Source organism: Alcaligenes pakistanensis (assembly GCF_014652815.1).
Classification (GTDB): domain Bacteria; phylum Pseudomonadota; class Gammaproteobacteria; order Burkholderiales; family Burkholderiaceae_B; genus Alcaligenes; species Alcaligenes pakistanensis.
In genome coordinates, this window is sequence record NZ_BMZN01000002.1 from 60,658 (window position 1) to 76,146 (window position 15,489).

Genomic DNA, 15,489 nt, shown 5'->3' on the forward strand with positions numbered 1-15,489 from the left:
AAACGGATGGATAAAAACGATTTGGACTGCGACTTGCAGCCCCTGTGTAGTGCTTTTTAGATTGATTGTTGATGAACCCTGCCAATGCCTTGAATTTGGATGAAGACACCTTGCACAAGGAGGCACGCGCTTGGGTCAGCCGCCTGAAAACGTCCTCGCTGACCCCGCGTCAGGCCCGAGAGCTGCGCCGCTGGTGTGGGCGTAGCCCTGCCCACGCCTCCGCCTTCGCGCACGCCCGTGAGCAGTGGGATGCCCTGCCTCAAGATCGTGGTGAGTGGCTGCGTGAAGCCAAGCTGACCAAAGCACGTGGCCACCAACCCTTGCGTCGCGCCTTGCTGGGCGGTTTGCTCCTGGGCGGAGGCCTGTATATGGTCGTCAAGCCGCCCCTGCAGTTATGGCCCTCGCTGGCCGATTTACGTGCCGACTACCGCACCGGCGCGGGCGAGCAGCGACGGGTGCAATTGCTGGACCATGTCTGGCTGGATATGAATACCCGCAGTCGTTTGAATGTTAGTGACGATACGCATCTGGGCCGGATCGTGGCCTTGCTGGATGGGGAGGTCGAGGTGCGTCAGGCCGAGCGCTCGGCAGTGGTATGTACGGTGTTTGCCGGAGGGGGGTCTATTCAGACCTTCAATGGCCGTACCAATATCCGTTACCTGCAGGGCAAAACGCAGGTGACCTGCCTGTCTGGCAGCGCCCAGGTGGATTTTGGTGGTCAGGGCTACAGGCTGGGGGCTGGCGAGCAACTGGTGTATGGACGCCATGCCATCAGCTCAGTGCAGACTGTGGCGGCGGAGGACTTCCCGTCCTGGCGTCAGGGCCGTTTGGCCTTTCATGAACAGCCTTTGTCACAGGTGCTGGCCGAGTTGAATCGTTATTGGGCAGGGCATCTGATTTTGAAAGACGCTTCCCTGGGTTCTATTCTGGTCAACTTGTCCGTTAATCTGGACAACCTGCCAGAGGCCTTGGATGTTTTGCAGGCGCTTTATGGGCTGGATGTAATGCGCTTTCCGGGTGGGATCGCCTTATTGAGTCGTGCTTGAGAATAGCTTGCTGGGCTGGACCCAATGACGCTGGGGGTTGATCGCAGCGGTAGCAGCTCATCAGGAACACAAGCAGAAAGTATAAAAAAACGGCCAGGGTAGTGATACCTTGGCCGTTTTTTATACTGCGTGGCTATTGGCTATTGGCTATTGGCCAGCGAGCCTGTAAGCCTGCTTTTTTAGCTCCTTAGCGTCTCAGTCCTGCCTCTCCTCGGGCGCATGTAGGCGGCTGACGTGTACAGTCGCGATGCGACGCTGGCTGACTTCGGTGACTTCAAAGCGCAGACCATCTGCCTCGACTACTGTGCCCACTGTAGGCAGCGAATCCAGACGTTCCAGCAAGAAACCAGCCACGGAGTTGAAGCTGCTGTCTTTCAAAAGTAGATCGTCTGCTTCGACCGCCTGGGCCAGTAATAACAAGTCTATGCCGCCGTCCACCTGCCACAGATTAGGGCCAATCTGCTGGATAGCCGCCTGCTCGTCCTCGTCGGGGAATTCGCCAGCAATGGCTTCCAGGATGTCGATAGGGGTCAGCAAGCCTTCAATGGCGCCGTACTCATCCGTTACCAGCACGAACTGACCATTGGATTGCTTCAACATGGCAATGGCACTGAGTACATCCGTGTGTTCATGCACGATGATGGGTTCACGCAAGTCCGGCCACAGTTGTATTTGTGGGTAGTCGTCCAGATCCGCCAGCAAGTCCTTGGCGCGAGCTACACCCACCACCTGATCCAGATCGCCCTGACACACTGGCAAGAAGCTGTGCGGAGTGGAGCGCAATTGCTGGCGCAAGGTCTCGGTGGAGTCATCGATATCCAGCCAGGTAATCTCCTGACGAGGGGTCATCAAGGAACGGATAGGGCGTTCAGCCAGGCTGAGAACACCGCTGACCATATTGCGTTCCTCGGTGCGGAAACCCTGCTCGTCCAGCTCCAGCTGACCGTCGTTATGGCTGTCGTCCTTGTCTTCTTTGTTACGGTTGCCGAGCATGCGCAGCACAGCTTCTGCCGTACGGTCGCGTAAGGGGCGGCGCGACTGCGAGCGCTGCAAGCTGCGGCGGGCAATCTGGTTGAAGAACTCGATCAGGATGGAGAAACCAATGGCGGCGTACAGATAGCCTTTGGGGATCTTGAAGCCCAGGCCTTCGGCGGTCAGCGTCAGACCAATCATCAGCAAGAAGCTTAAACACAGCACGACCACGGTAGGGTGGTTGTTCACAAAGGTGGTCAGGGGCTTGGAGGCCCAGATCATCAAGCCGATGGAGATGATGACAGCCGTCATCATGACGGGCAGTTCGTCCACCATACCCACGGCGGTAATGACCGCGTCCAGCGAGAACACGGCATCGAGCACCACAATTTGCGCCACGACCACGCCAAAGCTGGCGTAAGCCTTGTTGGTGCTGGCGTGGTGGCCGCTGCCTTCAAGACGTTCGTGCAGTTCGCTGGTAGCTTTAAACAGTAGAAACAGACCGCCCAGCAGCAAGATCAGGTCGCGGCCTGAAAAACTTAGCGGTCCTAACGAAAACAGCGGGGTGGTCAGGGTGACCAACCAGGAAACGATAGTCAGCAGACCCAGGCGCATGATCAGCGCCAGCGACAGGCCGATCAGGCGAGCACGGTCGCGCTGATGCGGGGGCAGTTTATCGGCCAGAATCGCGATAAAGATCAGGTTGTCGATGCCGAGAACAATCTCAAGCACCACCAGAGTTAATAAGCCGACCCATATGCTGGGATCGAGTAGCCATTCCATGATTTTGTCCTGTTAGACAGAAAAATAAGTGCAAAAAAGCGGGAGCAGGGCGGGTAGCGCGCCAGGGATCAGACGCGCGGCGGGCGGTGCTCCGGTGCGAATTCGCAGCAAACAGCTGGCAGGGAAAAAGGCGGACACGCCGAAGGCCAGGCATGCAGCCAACAAGACTGTACCGGGCAAGGCAAAGGGGTATCCGCGTGATCGGCGTACTGTTGCATGGGCGTTTGCGCCAGGATGGCGCTTAGCTGCTGCAAGGGGTGCTTTCCAGATTCGACACGCAGCTCGGTCGCATGGGCGTCTTGCTGGACGAACAATGCAGACTGACCACCTTGCACGGTAGCGTGAAAGTGGGAGCTATACGCCTGGAAAGGGAGGATAAGAAGTAAGACGACGACGAACCAGCGTCTCATGGTGTCTAAGGGAAGTCGATGACGGATCAGTATATCGTAAGCGGGCGCTAAGCAGAGCGGTACTGTCCGTGGGCATGAATGACAGCAAACCGGGTAGGCCGACATGCTGCCCGGTTTGCTTTAGGGCATTTTCCCAAAGCGGCCTTCGTTAAAGTCCTCAATAGCCTGGTTGACCTCTTGTTGTGTATTCATCACAAAAGGGCCGTATCCGACGATGGGCTCTTCCAACGGCTCGCCGCTAAGCAAGAGCAATTGTGTGTCGCTCTCCGCTTGGACCAACATCTGCTGGCCCACCCGCTCCAGAACCACGACTTGGGCTTCACCTATTTTGGCCTGCCGGTTGAAGGAGGCGGTGCCGCTCAAAATCAGTGTGTTGGTGTTCCAGCCTTCGGGCACGGTGAAGCTGAAGGTATGTCCGGCCTTGATCTGCACATCCCAAACGTGCATGGGGGAGTCCCGATATGATTAGTCCCTGTTTTCGCAAAAGTGTGTTGCCTTTTTAAGGTGGCCAAGTCTCTGCAATTAGTAACCAAATTAACAAACGTAATGACTCGACCCGCGCTAGCATGAGCGCAATTTGATACATAGAGAGCGGAATGGGGCAGGCTTTTCAGGCCTTGAGCGTCTGGCAGGTAATGGGCGTGGGCTTATTGTTTTTCGGCGGCATTTATGTGCTGTTCGCACTGGGCACCTTGGCGCTGACACATTGGCTTTTCCCGGCCTTGGGTTGGGGACGCCCCTTGGATACGCGCCCGTTGCGCCAGGGCCAACTGCGCCGAGAGTTAAAGCAATCCGGTTCGGCCATTCTGATCTTTGGCACCGGCATGATTTTCCCCTGGGGCTTTTTGCAGCTAGGCTGGGCGCATTTGACGCCGGATGCCAGCGCGACACGCATTGCCCTGGAAATTCTGGTCCTGGTGATCTGGAATGATGTGCATTTCTGGGTGAACCACCGCCTCTTGCATACCCGCTGGTTGCGCCGTTATCACGGCCCGCATCACTCCTCTGTGGTGGTGACACCGTTTTCTACCTACAGCTTTCACCCGCTGGAATCGATCATGCTGGGCAATGTGATTCTGCTGCCTATGTTGGTACATGATTTCAGCTTCTGGTCCTTGCTGTCCGTGCCCTTGTTCAGCCTGTTCTTCAACAGCATCGGTCACTCCAATTACGACTTTTTCCCCACTGTCTCCAGCCGCAACTGGCTGGCGGCCAGCCGTCGACACCAGCGCCATCACGCTCAGTACAACGGTAATTACGGCTTTCAGTTCAGCTTTATGGACCGCCTGTTTGGTACCCGCCTGCCGGACCGCCCCGAAGAGGCGCGGGGATGAGTGCAGCGTGGCGTTTGCGTAAGCCGCGAGATTGGCAAAGTCTGCTGTACCTGATTGCCTACCCCGTTCTGGTCCTTGCTCTGTGGCACGGCGGCTTTTCCTGGCTTCTGTACGGCTTGCTGCTGTTTTTGACGCTGGGTGTCGGGGTGATCAACCACAACCATCATCATTTGCGCATGTGGCAGGGCCGCCTGCCCAATCGCCTGACGGACTTTTGGCTGACTCTGGTGCAAGGCCACCCCGCTTGTGTATTTTGGCCTGCGCATGGGCGCAACCACCATCGCTACAAGCATGGTGAAAAAGACGTGGCCCGCACTTACCGTTTCTGGCGGGGCGACACCAACGATACGCTGGGCTGGCTGATGCATCCTTTTGAGGCCGCGCCGGCCTTGTATCCCTCTATCTTTGGTTGGTTAGGTAGTTTGCGTCGCCGGTGGCCAGGTGTATGGGCCTATTGCATGGCGCAATACGGCCTGTGGCTGGGAAGCTGGACGCTGGCTCTGGCGTTGGACCCGGTCAAAGGTTTTTTGTACGTGATCCTGCCGCAGCTGCATGGTTTGCACTGGCTGCTGGCCACCAATTACCTGCAACATGCCCATGCCGATGGCAGCCATCAGGCCCGGCATGGTGAGCAACTGGCCTATGCCCGTAATTTCGAGGGGCTGGTGAATCCATTGCTGTTCAATATCGGCCTGCATGTGGCCCACCATGAACATTCGCGTGCGCACTGGTCTGAGTTGACCCGGCTGCACGACACCGAATACCGAGCCCGCACCCCGGACGCCTTGAACGAAGGGGGGCTGGTGCCTTATATGCTGCGTGTTTTTGTGTTGGGCCTGTTTATGCCCCGTTACCGCAGTCAATCTTTGAACGCCGTGGGCCAGACCGAGCGTCGGCGTGATTCTGTGTAATCAGGAGTATTTCTATGCCCGTGGCCTTTGAGCACGTTGTTATCCATCAGGCCCAGTGGTTTATGCCCGGCGAGCCGGTCGATAACACTGAGATGGATCGTTTTATTGCGCCTTTGAACCGTATATCGGGGCGCATCAAGCAGCGCATTCTGGCAGAAAACGGCATTCAGCAGCGTTACTACGCCATTGCTGAAGATGGTGGAACCCGCTGGAGCAACACCACCATGGCCGCCAACGCGATACGTGCTTGCCTGGAGCAAGCGGGCCTGGATATGGGCGAGGTCGGTCTCTTGGCCAGCGGCTCTTCGGGTGGTGATTTGTTGATGCCCGGTTTTGCCAACGCGATTCAGGGCGAGCTGGGTGCGCCACCGCTGGAAGTGCATTCCGTACACGGGATTTGCGCGGCAGGCGTCACCGCCTTGCAAACCGTTGCTCAAGGGATTGAGCTGGGTGCGCACCGCCATGGCCTGGCCGTTGCCAGTGAAATGCCGTCGCGCCTGTTCCGCCGCTCGCGCTTTGCCTCGCAAGACTATCAGGCGGACTTCGATGCGCACTTCTTGCGCTGGATGCTTTCCGATGGCGCGGGTGCTGCTTTGCTCAGCCATAAAGATCAGGTGCTGCCCACCACGCAAGCCGGTGTGCGTCTGCGCCTGCGCTGGATTCATCAAAAGTCCTTTTCGGGCGATTACCCCGTGTGCATGCAGCTAGGGGCGACGCGCGAGTCTAGCCGCAGCCATCTGGACTACGACTCCTGGGCCGAGGCCGAGCAGGCCGGGGCCCTGTCTCTGCGCCAGGATATCCGCCTGTTGCCACATCTGTTTGATATCGGCATTCACGAGTACGTGAAGCTGGTACGTGACGGCTGGGTGGACCCCGAGCGTATCAGCCATTTCCTGTGCCATTACTCGTCCGAGAAATTCATTCCCGTCGTGGCTGATTTGCTGGAACAGGCCGGGCTGGCCATTCCTGCCGAGCGTTGGTACAGCAATCTGCGCTGGCGCGGCAATACGGGCGCAGCGTCCATCCTGATCATGTTGGCCGAGTTCATGCGCGACCGGACCTTGACGCCCGGCGAGCAAATCCTGTGCTACGTGCCCGAGTCGGGCCGCTTCACGACAGCCTATATGCTGCTGGAAGTGGAGGCCTGCGATGCGCCAGCAGCGGCGCTGTCCTACCCAACGGCCAAACAGTCCGCTTCTGCCTCTACGGATCAGGTGGATATTGCCCCCCCGCATGACCCGGCTACCGCCCCGCAAGGCTTGCGCGATCTGCTGACGCAACTGGCTCCTATCTGGCACGATTACCGCTCCCAAGTCTGGCGCACGCCTTTGCTGCGCAGCTTGCACGATGGCTCCATGCGCATGCAGGACTATCAAAAGTGGATGGCGGACTGGATTCCCCAGGTGCGTGAGGGGGCCAAATGGATGCGCGAAGCCTGCGACTCCTTGTCGCCTACTTATGCGCCACTGGCCGAGCTGATTCGCTTGCACGCCGGTGAAGAACAGGACGACTTCAAGATCTTATTCGAGGACTATCAGCAGGCCGGTGGCACGGCTACCGAGATCGAGCAGTTGTCGCGTAACCCTGGTGGTCAGGCCCTGAACTCTTATCTGCATGCGTTGGCGGCCAGCCAGGACCCGATTGGTTTGTTGGGTGCGATTTACATTATTGAAGGCACGGGCCAACGCATTGTGCCGGCCTTGCTGCCTTTGTTGAAATCTTCGCTGTCGCTGGAACCGAATATGTACCGTTTCCTGCACTATCACGGCATGAACGACGAACATCATCTGGCCCGTTGGCTGGTGGCGGTCGAGCTGGCGCTGGATTGCGATGAAACAGGTCGCGCCGAACAGATTATTATTGAAACCGCACGCCGTACGGCAGCCCTGTACTTGATGCAGTTCCAATACGCGAAAGAGTTTTAAATCATGGATAAAATTCCGGATTTTTTAAGTAAAGAGCATGATCCCCAGGACCCCAGCCCTTGGCGGGCCTTGTATCTGGATCGCAGCACGCCCTTGCCTGATGAAGTAAAGCAGGCATGGCTGGCTGACTCCAGTTCTTCTTCGCGTCAATATCTGCTGCCATTCTTGCGGCCCCTGGCACGCTTGATGATTGTGGTGATCCAGATCGTCAAAACCTTCTTGCCGCGCAAGTGGTCGCACTCGGGTCTGCTGCATCGAATTCTGGTCTGGGGTTTGAAGCGCTTTGTCTCGCCCCAGGCGAACTGGCTGATTTTGCGCCATTTTCACCTGGGCTCGCAGGTTCTGGCCTTTATCGCCGCCAACTCGCCCACCAAGGTGCCGACCACGCCATTGACGCCGATGAACATCGACGAGTTGCATGATCACACCTTTGTGAAGCACGATTTGAATCTGTTCAATTTCGTGATCCGCCTGAACCAGACCTTGCGGGATAATAATCAGGAAATCGGCCCGCCGGAACGGGTGGATTTCTCCATGATCCAGCCCGTGCCCTTGGCACTGGAGGATATGCCGCAAGGCCCGCTGAACAAGATGGACCTGCAAAGCGCCATCGAACTGTTTACCCCCCTGTATCAGCTGTTGCTGACCGATAACGACTTCTGGCGTGCGGCCAATTCCTTGCAGTTGGACGAGACCATCGGTATCTATGCAGCCAAAATTTTGCAGGCGCCCGAGCATCTGATTCTGGTGAACAACGGTCATCCCTTGGTGCCTATGTCTACCTTGCGAGCAGGCTACCGTTTGGTGCTGCACGGCTTGTCGACAGAGATGCTCCATAGCTTGTTAAATCAGATGAAGCTGGCGCAGGCAGAGCAGGAAAGTGGGTCAGCGCCCACCGTGAGCTTGGATAACGGCCCGGCTTAGCGCCGTCTAGTTGGCATAGGTGTCCGGGTCATGGACCTGGACGCGGGCGATCAGCTAAGCGGGCAGGGTGATCTATCCCTGAATCAGTTGCGTTCGGTGTAGGCCATGTAGAGCTCGTGGGCGCGGGTTTCAATCGGGCCACGAGCATAGTGGCGATCGTCAATGCGATTGCAGTGCAAGACCTTGCCGTAATTGCCAGTACTAAATACTTCGTCCGCATCCAGCACGTCTTGTGGCGTCAGGCTGGCTTCACGTACTTCAAGGCCATCGTCGCGCAACAGCTGCATGACGCGTTGGCGGGTAATACCGTTCAGGAAGGTGCCGTTCAGCTCGGGAGTCAGCACCACGCCATCACGCACAATCCACAGATTGGCTACTGCAAATTCCGCGACCTTGCCTTTGGAGTCCAGCACGATGGCATTGTCAAAACCGCGTGCGCTGGAATCGCGCAAGATGCGCTGAGTGTTGGGGTACAGGCAAGAGGCCTTGGCATCGGTGGGGGCCATGGCCGGATCAGGGCGCAGAAACTCGCTGAACGTGGCGCTAAAACCGCTGTCATCCGGCATGGGGGATTCAAAAATATGAATAGCCAGCTGAGTGGTAGCGGGATCGGGCTGAATGAAGCCGCCGGGTGCGAAATACAGCAGTTTGATGTAGTAGTCCTGAGTGTGGGACAGTTTTTTCAGGCCCTCGCGCACCAGATCCACGGTCTGCTGGGGCGTTATTACCGGCTCCATGCCCAGGGTGACGGCTGAACGGTTCAGACGCTCGCAATGCAGATCCAGATCCGGGGTATGGCCTTGAATGGAACGGGCACCGTCAAAGACGGTGGTGGCCATCCAGAAAGCATGGTCGGTAGCGCCAATCAGGGGCGCGCTGGTGCTGTTCCATTGGCCATTGGACCAGGTGATTTCATTGGTACTCATGGGTCTTCCCTCCTAGTTTTATTGTGACGTAGTGGCAATTCGGTGTGTCGTTGTACTATTTCCAATACACATAATAGAGAGCCAAAAACGACTTGAGGTGGTGTCAGCGTGCTATCTGATATTTACAAAACATATAACTGGACGCTGGCTGAGCTACACGCTTTCTGTCTGATTTGTGAGTGCCAGAACCTGAGCCAGGCGGCGCTGCGTATGGGGGTCAGCCAGTCTGCCATTTCTCTGATGGTGCAGCGTTGGCGGCAGGCTTTGGGCGATCCTTTGTTCGTGCGGGCGCGCTACGGCGTTGCGCCCACGCAGATTGCCATTGCCCTGCGCGAAAAGCTGCAGCCCTTGCTGGAAGAGGTGGGCATCGCCCTGACCCAGACCCAAGGCTTCAATCCTGCTCAGTCTACCCGCGTTTTTAAAGTTCATATGACGGACATTGGCCAACTGGTGTTTCTGCCGGGCCTGAATGATTTTGTGGCCAAACACGCGCCGGGTATTCGCTTGGTCATCAAGAATCTGGGCTGGGAAGCACTGGAAAGCGGTTTGAGCTCTGGCGAGATTGATCTGGCCATTGGCTCCTTGCCCATGATTAAGGGGCGGGTGCATTCACGCGTGTTTCGCCACGAACGTTATGTGACGGCCATGCGTAAAGCGCACCCCTTGGCCAAAACAGAGTTGAACCTGGATGCCTTTGTAGCGGCCGATCATTTGGCCATTGATGCCACCAGTAGCGGGCATTCCCTAGTGGAAAATGCCCTGCGTGCCCTGGATATGCGCCGCAATATCAGTCTGACCATCCCGCACTATTTGGCTGCCGAACAGATTCTTGTCAGCAGCAATTATTTGCTGACTGTGCCCAACATAGCCGTCCTGTCTTTTCAGAATCCCACCGCCTTGTGCATTGTGCCCACGCCGCTGGCACTACCCAGCTTTGATGTGCGCGTGCATTGGCATGAACGCAGCCGGCAGGATCAGGGCGTGCAGTGGTTGCGTACGACTATTTCCGATCTGTTTGGGCACCATAGGTAATACGTCTTAAGACGGCTTCCAGGGGAGCGCGCCCCCAGCGCCGGGCGATCAGGCCCGTTAGCGTCATGGCGATTAGTGCCAGCACCACGGCCATCAGCAACAGCGCCGCATTGCCCAAGGCATCAAACAGGCCCAGGCCATAGCTGCTAAAGATCAGACCAGCCCAAACCCCTTGGCAGACATACGCTGTCAGTGAATTGCGGCCTGCTTCAATCAGAACCTCGGGCAAGCGAATCCAGGCCGCGCAGCGCAAGAGCAGGTACAGGTAAATGAGGGAGAGCAGCGGGGCACCAATAGACACGCTAAATAGTCCGATTAGTCCCATTACATCGGTTTGGTTCGCCGTAACTGCCGTAAAGATATTGATGGGCAGCGCAATCAGAACCAGCCAGGGCATCGCTTTTCCCAGTTTTTGCAGGCCTGGGCTATTGGCTTCAAAAAAGCGGCTTTTGGCTGCGGCCAGGCCCAGCAGCATGGCACCGAAAGCAAGCGGCCCTTGATATAGAAACAGAAAGCCAAAGGTCTCGGGCCAATCAGTCAGGCGGGCCAAGGTGGCTTCGGAAAATGCACCGCCCAGTGAATAAACGGGGGCCAGTTCTTCAAGGCTCGAGACCCAGAACATGACGAGGGCTAGGCTCAGCAGTTCCACCAGCACCATTGCCAGTGCAATCTTCACCAGTTTAGAGGGCGTGCTGTTGCGCAGCGGCCAGATCAGCAGGCCCAAGACGGCGTAAAGCAGCAGAATGTCGCCGGTGAAGACCAGCATGGCGTGCAAACATCCCAGCAAGGCCAAACCACTTAAGCGTCGGAAGTAACGCTGGCTTAAAGGGACCCCGGCACGGGTAGCGGAGCGGGCCTGGATCTCGATGCCCCAGCCAAAAATCAGCGAGAACAAGAGAAAGAATTTTCCCTGAAACAAAAACTCGATCAGGAATGCCGCCGCCTGATCGTAAAAGGGTGAACTATGTGTGGGGATATTGTCGGTCATTGCCAGAAAAGGCAGGTTAACTACACAAATACCGATTAAGGCAGCGGTGCGGATCAGGTCGACAGAGGTATTGCGAGAAGATGAGGACATAGGTGTTTATTGATTGAGCGCTTGTTCAATGCCATAATATTGAGCGGTTGCTCAATGTGTCAATAGGAGAGATGGTAATGAGTGAAAAACAAGACAGTGCGACACGGATCCGGCAGGCGGCGGTCGATACCTTGCTGGAAGTGGGGGTGCGGGCGGCCACTACGCGCATGGTGACGGAACGCGCCGGCGTGGGCCGTGGGTTGTTGAACCATTACTTTCGCTGGTCCGAATTGCGGGCCCAAGCCTGGGGCGAGATTTTTGAGCAGTTGATGGATGTGGGGGCGGCACCGGAGCTTGGGCCGCAAGCCTTGATGGAAAACTACTTGAGCTCTGCCTTTGATCAGAGCAACCGTATCTATTGGTTTTTGTGGCTTGATGCCACTGATCTGGCTAAAACCGACCCGGCGTTGGCCGTGGTGATCTCGCAGGTGCAAAGCAAGATGCTGGAGCAACTGGTCTCTTATCTGAGCAGTGGGGCCGAACAGGGCTTGTGGCAGGCTCCTGATCCCTATGGGATTGCACTGCGTTTATCGGCTTTGTACGACGGCTTGGCCAATATGTTGTTGACTGACTCTAGCGATTTGACTTCAGAGCAAGCCGAGCAGCATTTGCGGCATTTATTTGCCTTGGAAACGCGGTCATCCTAAGGGGCAATACCGAGCCTGCGAAGCCCGTGCACGGTAGGGAAGCGCAGTGATCTGTCCCGCGATTGAAGATGGCTTTGCCGTGCAAAAAAAGACTGTGAACAAAGTCTTAGCGGTATTCAGTGGTTTGAATAGAGAGAAAAAGATGATGCCTACATGGGCACTAAACAAAATCACCATTTTCGAGGATGGTGATCCCAACGAGAATCCCTGGGTGACAGGCGAGCCTAAAGCGGAAGCGATCGAGGTCCAGGCCTACGATGCGTCCTGGCCTGTTCTGTACCAGCGTTTGAGCCAGGAAATTTTGCATGCGCTGGGAAACAAGGCATTGGCTATTGCCCATGTGGGTTCGACAGCGGTATTAGGGCTGCCTGCCAAACCTGTGATTGATATTGATGTACTGGTGGCAGACCCGGAGCAAGAAGAGAACTATGTCCCTGCCTTGAATACCTTGGGCTACGAGCTGAGCATACGTGAGCGCTCCTGGTATCAGCATCGCATGTTGCGCCAAGAGCGGCCGCGCGTGAACTTGCATGTGTTTGGGCCGGATTGCCCCGAGCATATCCGCCATATTCTGTTCCGTGATTGGCTCAGCACGCACCCGGATGATTTGCAGTGTTATGCGCAGGCCAAAATGCAGGCCAAAGAGGGGGCAGACAATGTGCGGGACTACAACCAAAGAAAGCAGGCCGTGGTTCGGGGTGTTTATCAAAAAATCTTCCAGTCACAAGGGCTGTTGAATTAGGACAAAGCCGTGGTTTTGGCCTTTGCTTGTCATAAGCTCACCCCCCACAGAACGTGGACGGCTTGCTGATAAACGTTGCTGTACTTACAGGATGAACACCATGAGAATTCGCAATTCGTGTCCGGAAGACGGGCAACGTGTGGTTGAAATCTGGCGCAAGGCCGTGGATGCCACACACGATTTTTTATCTGCCCAGGACCGTCAGGAAATTGATGAGCTGGTGTGTGGTTTCCTACCCCAGGCCAGCCTCTGGCTGGCGGTGGACGAGCATGATTACCCGCTGGCCTTCATGTTGATTGACGAAGGCCATATGCAGGCCCTGTTTGTGGACCCGGACAGCCGGGGCACGGGCGTAGGCAAGGCTTTGGTGCGGCACGGTTTGAGCTTGCACCCCACCATGAGCACCGATGTGAACGAGCAGAATGCGCAAGCGGTAGGCTTTTACGAAAAAATGGGCTTCCAGCGTATTGGCCGCTCGCCAGTCGACGATCAAGGCAAGCCTTATCCGCTGATTCATTTGCAGTATCAAGCCTGATCTACTCCCCCTTTTTTGATTGGTTTTTTGACAAGGTTCTTGAGCATGACTTTTCCTGCTGGACGAGTTTTTCTAAGGCAGGCATTCGGTCTTTATATCGCTTTGCCAGCCTGTATCGCAGTACCGGCAAAGCGTTTAGGCACAGATAAAGTCCAGTTCGCCGATACCTTGAATGGCGGCCTGAATTCGGTCGCCGGGGGCGGCATACAGCATAGGCAGGCACATGCCGGTAATGATCACCTGGCCCTGTTGTAAGCCGCCACCGTGATGGCTACCTTGATTGGCCAGCCAGAGCAGTAGACGTGTCAGCTCGCCAGCCGGGTTTTGAGTGGGGCCTTGCAGCAGTGCTTGCTGTCCCACTTGTACTCGAGCCCATTCGGGTTCGAGCAGTCGCATGTCTTGGGCCGCCGTGCCTTGTGCCGGATGGATCAGCGCACCGTGGCTAGCCAGATCAGCCAGTGTGGAGAGCCGTCCTACGGTGTCGCGCCGTGCAAAACGGGACTCCACAATTTCTACTGCTACGCAGACCTGGCTGATGGCACCCCAGATGTGTTCCAGGGAGTACGGCGTTTGGCTTGGGAGCAAGTCCTGACCCAGGATAAGGCCGATTTCAACCTCTATGCCGCGTAAAGACAAACCTTCGCCTGCTGGAGTCTTCGGGCTGGCATAGCGAAAGCGCTGGGGCAGGGGAGCGCAGGTTGGTGATGCCACAGTATTGGCTGCGCCAACTTTCCAGCCTCCTATGGGGCCCAGGGCCTGCATTTGCAGGGTCTGGGCCCCATAGGCCTGTTCGAAAGACGTGGGGCGCAATGCCTCAGGCCAATCCTCGATGGGACGATTTTCTTGGCGTGCCTGTAGCAGCCGTTGCGCGGTTGCCAAGCAGCTGGCTTGCAAAAGGGCGTTCATCCAGACTTACCAGCCTAATAAGCAACGGCCCAACGCAACGGCGACGGTTGCTTGCGTGGGCTCGACAACGGCAATGCCTAAGGCCTGTTCCAGCGCATCACGCTGATTAGCCATACCGGCACAACCCAGCACCACCACATCGGCACCGTGTTCATCGCGCAGGCGCAGGCCTACTTCTGTCAGGCCTTGCAGGGCTTTTTTCTCGTCAGCCAGCTCCGACACACCCATATTGATGGCCAGATCGGCGGCCAAACGGTCGGTGACGCCCATCGCACCAAAATAGCGCAGGTGGCGCGGAATGGACGCCTGCAAAATGGATAGCACTCCAAAACGTTGGCCTAGCGACAGGGCTGTCAGCACGCCGGTTTCGGCAATGCCCAGCACAGGTACGTCCACCGCTTCGCGCAAGGTGTACAGGCCAGGGTCGCTAAAGCAGGCCACCACATAGGCAGAGGCGTCGTCTTGCACGCTCATAGCCTGGGCGCGCAGATGGGGAATCAAGGTGTCGATATCGGTCTGGCTTTGCACACCGGCGGGCCCTTCGGGCAGACGCAGGCAGGAGATGGCCGGGCCATCGCTCAGGCGCAGGGGCTGGACAGCACGGTCCAGGCCATCCGTTACGATCTGGCTGGAATTGGGGTTCAGAACGTAGATATGAGGACGACGATTCATGATGTTTTTATGGTTGGGTGGGCTGTGGCCCGGTTGGGTGGCTCAGTTTTTCTGACTGAAAACGGCCTTGCAGGCCGACATACCAGTCAGATCCATGCATGCGCCCGATAGGGTCGTAAGCGTCTATGTCAATGCGCCCTTCAGGTGTCAGGATGGCGTCGTCACAGTGCAGATGCAGGATTTCTCCGATCACAATGTGGCGCAGCGGGCCCATATCCAGCGCGGTGTGCAGACGACATTCAAACTGCACCGGACACTGGGCAATGCGCGGCGGTTGTATTTGCACGCTGGGGGCCAGATCCAGACCCGCCTGCAGATGCTCGGCCTGCCCGGTCGGGTAGGCAATGCCGCAGATATTCATGGCCCGTGCCATCTTGGCGCTGATCAGGTTCACCACGAACTGCCCTGTGACCAGGATGTTGCGCGTGGTGTCCTTCAGGCCATCAGCCGATTGCGTATCGTTTTCCAGTCCCAGAGCAATGACAGCGGGTTCAGAACCCATCACATTAAAAAAGCTGAAGGGGGCCGTGTTCACGCGCCCCTGCTGGTCGCTCGTTGTGACCAGGGCAATGGGGCGCGGCAACACGGTGTTGACCAACAAGCGGTAGCGTTCGCGTTCGCTAAGCTGATCACAGGACCAGTCCAT

17 protein-coding genes are annotated in these 15,489 nt (G+C 56.9%); 9 read left to right on the forward strand and 8 right to left on the reverse strand.

Annotated features, from left to right (window positions below):
- Positions 1 to 71 precede the first annotated feature (71 nt).
- Positions 72 to 1,046, forward strand: a complete 975-nt coding sequence (locus IE156_RS05280; protein WP_189391500.1) for a FecR family protein — start codon at positions 72 to 74, stop codon at positions 1,044 to 1,046.
- A gap of 195 nt (positions 1,047 to 1,241) precedes the next feature.
- Here IE156_RS05280 and IE156_RS05285 read toward each other — a convergent pair whose 3' ends face one another.
- The 3 genes from IE156_RS05285 to IE156_RS05295 form a co-directional block, all read right to left on the reverse strand.
- Positions 1,242 to 2,801, reverse strand: coding sequence for a TerC family protein (locus tag IE156_RS05285; protein WP_189391501.1), 1,560 nt, complete (start codon positions 2,799 to 2,801; stop codon positions 1,242 to 1,244).
- Positions 2,802 to 2,869: 68 nt separating this feature from the next.
- Positions 2,870 to 3,211, reverse strand: a complete 342-nt coding sequence (locus IE156_RS05290; RefSeq protein ID WP_189391502.1) for a hypothetical protein — start codon at positions 3,209 to 3,211, stop codon at positions 2,870 to 2,872.
- Between the two features lie 120 nt (positions 3,212 to 3,331).
- Positions 3,332 to 3,658: a pirin-like C-terminal cupin domain-containing protein gene (locus tag IE156_RS05295; protein WP_189391503.1), complete on the reverse strand. Its 327-nt coding sequence runs from the start codon at positions 3,656 to 3,658 to the stop codon at positions 3,332 to 3,334.
- A 149-nt stretch (positions 3,659 to 3,807) separates the two neighbouring features.
- Here IE156_RS05295 and IE156_RS05300 point away from each other — a divergent pair, with 149 nt between their 5' ends.
- The 4 genes from IE156_RS05300 to IE156_RS05315 are packed head-to-tail and all read left to right on the forward strand — an operon-like array spanning position 3,808 to position 8,305.
- Positions 3,808 to 4,545 (forward strand): sterol desaturase family protein, encoded by a 738-nt coding sequence (locus IE156_RS05300; RefSeq protein ID WP_189391504.1) that lies wholly within the window; start codon positions 3,808 to 3,810, stop codon positions 4,543 to 4,545.
- Positions 4,542 to 5,456 (forward strand): fatty acid desaturase, encoded by a 915-nt coding sequence (locus IE156_RS05305; protein WP_189391505.1) that lies wholly within the window; start codon positions 4,542 to 4,544, stop codon positions 5,454 to 5,456. Before IE156_RS05300 ends, IE156_RS05305 begins: the two co-directional genes overlap by 4 nt.
- A gap of 14 nt (positions 5,457 to 5,470) precedes the next feature.
- Positions 5,471 to 7,381 (forward strand): beta-ketoacyl-ACP synthase III, encoded by a 1,911-nt coding sequence (locus IE156_RS05310; protein ID WP_189391506.1) that lies wholly within the window; start codon positions 5,471 to 5,473, stop codon positions 7,379 to 7,381.
- 3 nt (positions 7,382 to 7,384) lie between these two features.
- Positions 7,385 to 8,305 carry a DUF6999 family protein gene (locus IE156_RS05315; protein ID WP_189391507.1) on the forward strand — a complete coding sequence of 307 codons (921 nt, stop codon included), beginning with the start codon at positions 7,385 to 7,387 and terminating at the stop codon, positions 8,303 to 8,305.
- Positions 8,306 to 8,388: 83 nt separating this feature from the next.
- Here IE156_RS05315 and IE156_RS05320 read toward each other — a convergent pair whose 3' ends face one another.
- Positions 8,389 to 9,231 (reverse strand): branched-chain amino acid aminotransferase, encoded by an 843-nt coding sequence (locus IE156_RS05320; RefSeq protein ID WP_189391508.1) that lies wholly within the window; start codon positions 9,229 to 9,231, stop codon positions 8,389 to 8,391.
- 108 nt (positions 9,232 to 9,339) lie between these two features.
- On the opposite strand from IE156_RS05320, the gene IE156_RS05325 reads away from it, so the two are divergent.
- Positions 9,340 to 10,263 (forward strand): LysR family transcriptional regulator, encoded by a 924-nt coding sequence (locus IE156_RS05325; RefSeq protein ID WP_189391509.1) that lies wholly within the window; start codon positions 9,340 to 9,342, stop codon positions 10,261 to 10,263.
- Here the strand turns inward: IE156_RS05325 and IE156_RS05330 are convergent.
- Complete coding sequence (locus tag IE156_RS05330) at positions 10,232 to 11,341, reverse strand: DUF418 domain-containing protein (protein ID WP_189391510.1); 1,110 nt, start codon at positions 11,339 to 11,341, stop codon at positions 10,232 to 10,234. The genes IE156_RS05325 and IE156_RS05330 overlap by 32 nt on opposite strands.
- Positions 11,342 to 11,418: 77 nt before the next feature.
- Between IE156_RS05330 and IE156_RS05335 the strand changes: the two genes are divergently transcribed.
- The 3 genes from IE156_RS05335 to IE156_RS05345 all read left to right on the forward strand — a co-directional run bounded on the left by IE156_RS05335 (position 11,419) and on the right by IE156_RS05345 (position 13,265).
- Positions 11,419 to 11,988 (forward strand): TetR/AcrR family transcriptional regulator, encoded by a 570-nt coding sequence (locus IE156_RS05335; RefSeq protein WP_229841046.1) that lies wholly within the window; start codon positions 11,419 to 11,421, stop codon positions 11,986 to 11,988.
- Between the two features lie 142 nt (positions 11,989 to 12,130).
- Positions 12,131 to 12,730: a GrpB family protein gene (locus IE156_RS05340; RefSeq protein WP_189391512.1), complete on the forward strand. Its 600-nt coding sequence runs from the start codon at positions 12,131 to 12,133 to the stop codon at positions 12,728 to 12,730.
- Positions 12,731 to 12,830: 100 nt separating this feature from the next.
- Positions 12,831 to 13,265, forward strand: a complete 435-nt coding sequence (locus tag IE156_RS05345) for an acetyltransferase (RefSeq protein ID WP_189391513.1) — start codon at positions 12,831 to 12,833, stop codon at positions 13,263 to 13,265.
- A 135-nt stretch (positions 13,266 to 13,400) separates the two neighbouring features.
- On the opposite strand, the gene IE156_RS05350 is transcribed toward IE156_RS05345, so the two are convergent.
- Genes IE156_RS05350 through IE156_RS05360 form a run of 3 tightly spaced genes read right to left on the reverse strand, consistent with a single transcriptional unit; the run spans position 13,401 to position 15,489 of the window.
- Positions 13,401 to 14,171 carry a fumarylacetoacetate hydrolase family protein gene (locus IE156_RS05350; RefSeq protein WP_189391514.1) on the reverse strand — a complete coding sequence of 257 codons (771 nt, stop codon included), beginning with the start codon at positions 14,169 to 14,171 and terminating at the stop codon, positions 13,401 to 13,403.
- 6 nt (positions 14,172 to 14,177) lie between these two features.
- Positions 14,178 to 14,843 carry an aspartate/glutamate racemase family protein gene (locus IE156_RS05355; protein WP_189391515.1) on the reverse strand — a complete coding sequence of 222 codons (666 nt, stop codon included), beginning with the start codon at positions 14,841 to 14,843 and terminating at the stop codon, positions 14,178 to 14,180.
- 7 nt (positions 14,844 to 14,850) lie between these two features.
- The gene (locus IE156_RS05360; RefSeq protein WP_189391516.1) at positions 14,851 to 15,489 is read right to left on the reverse strand and encodes a flavin reductase family protein; all 639 of its coding nucleotides are present in this window, start codon (positions 15,487 to 15,489) and stop codon (positions 14,851 to 14,853) included.

Excerpts from the sequence above, each read along its gene's own strand:
- IE156_RS05280 (WP_189391500.1), top strand. The coding sequence starts at position 72 with ATGAACCCTGCCAATGCCTTGAATTTGGATGAAGACACCTTGCACAAG.
- IE156_RS05285 (WP_189391501.1), bottom strand. The coding sequence starts at position 2,801 with ATGGAATGGCTACTCGATCCCAGCATATGGGTCGGCTTATTAACTCTG.
- IE156_RS05290 (WP_189391502.1), bottom strand. The coding sequence starts at position 3,211 with ATGAGACGCTGGTTCGTCGTCGTCTTACTTCTTATCCTCCCTTTCCAG.
- IE156_RS05295 (WP_189391503.1), bottom strand. The coding sequence starts at position 3,658 with ATGCACGTTTGGGATGTGCAGATCAAGGCCGGACATACCTTCAGCTTC.
- IE156_RS05300 (WP_189391504.1), top strand. The coding sequence starts at position 3,808 with ATGGGGCAGGCTTTTCAGGCCTTGAGCGTCTGGCAGGTAATGGGCGTG.
- IE156_RS05305 (WP_189391505.1), top strand. The coding sequence starts at position 4,542 with ATGAGTGCAGCGTGGCGTTTGCGTAAGCCGCGAGATTGGCAAAGTCTG.
- IE156_RS05310 (WP_189391506.1), top strand. The coding sequence starts at position 5,471 with ATGCCCGTGGCCTTTGAGCACGTTGTTATCCATCAGGCCCAGTGGTTT.
- IE156_RS05315 (WP_189391507.1), top strand. The coding sequence starts at position 7,385 with ATGGATAAAATTCCGGATTTTTTAAGTAAAGAGCATGATCCCCAGGAC.
- IE156_RS05320 (WP_189391508.1), bottom strand. The coding sequence starts at position 9,231 with ATGAGTACCAATGAAATCACCTGGTCCAATGGCCAATGGAACAGCACC.
- IE156_RS05330 (WP_189391510.1), bottom strand. The coding sequence starts at position 11,341 with ATGTCCTCATCTTCTCGCAATACCTCTGTCGACCTGATCCGCACCGCT.
- IE156_RS05335 (WP_229841046.1), top strand. The coding sequence starts at position 11,419 with ATGAGTGAAAAACAAGACAGTGCGACACGGATCCGGCAGGCGGCGGTC.
- IE156_RS05340 (WP_189391512.1), top strand. The coding sequence starts at position 12,131 with ATGATGCCTACATGGGCACTAAACAAAATCACCATTTTCGAGGATGGT.
- IE156_RS05345 (WP_189391513.1), top strand. The coding sequence starts at position 12,831 with ATGAGAATTCGCAATTCGTGTCCGGAAGACGGGCAACGTGTGGTTGAA.
- IE156_RS05350 (WP_189391514.1), bottom strand. The coding sequence starts at position 14,171 with ATGAACGCCCTTTTGCAAGCCAGCTGCTTGGCAACCGCGCAACGGCTG.
- IE156_RS05355 (WP_189391515.1), bottom strand. The coding sequence starts at position 14,843 with ATGAATCGTCGTCCTCATATCTACGTTCTGAACCCCAATTCCAGCCAG.
- IE156_RS05360 (WP_189391516.1), bottom strand. The coding sequence starts at position 15,489 with ATGGACTGGTCCTGTGATCAGCTTAGCGAACGCGAACGCTACCGCTTG.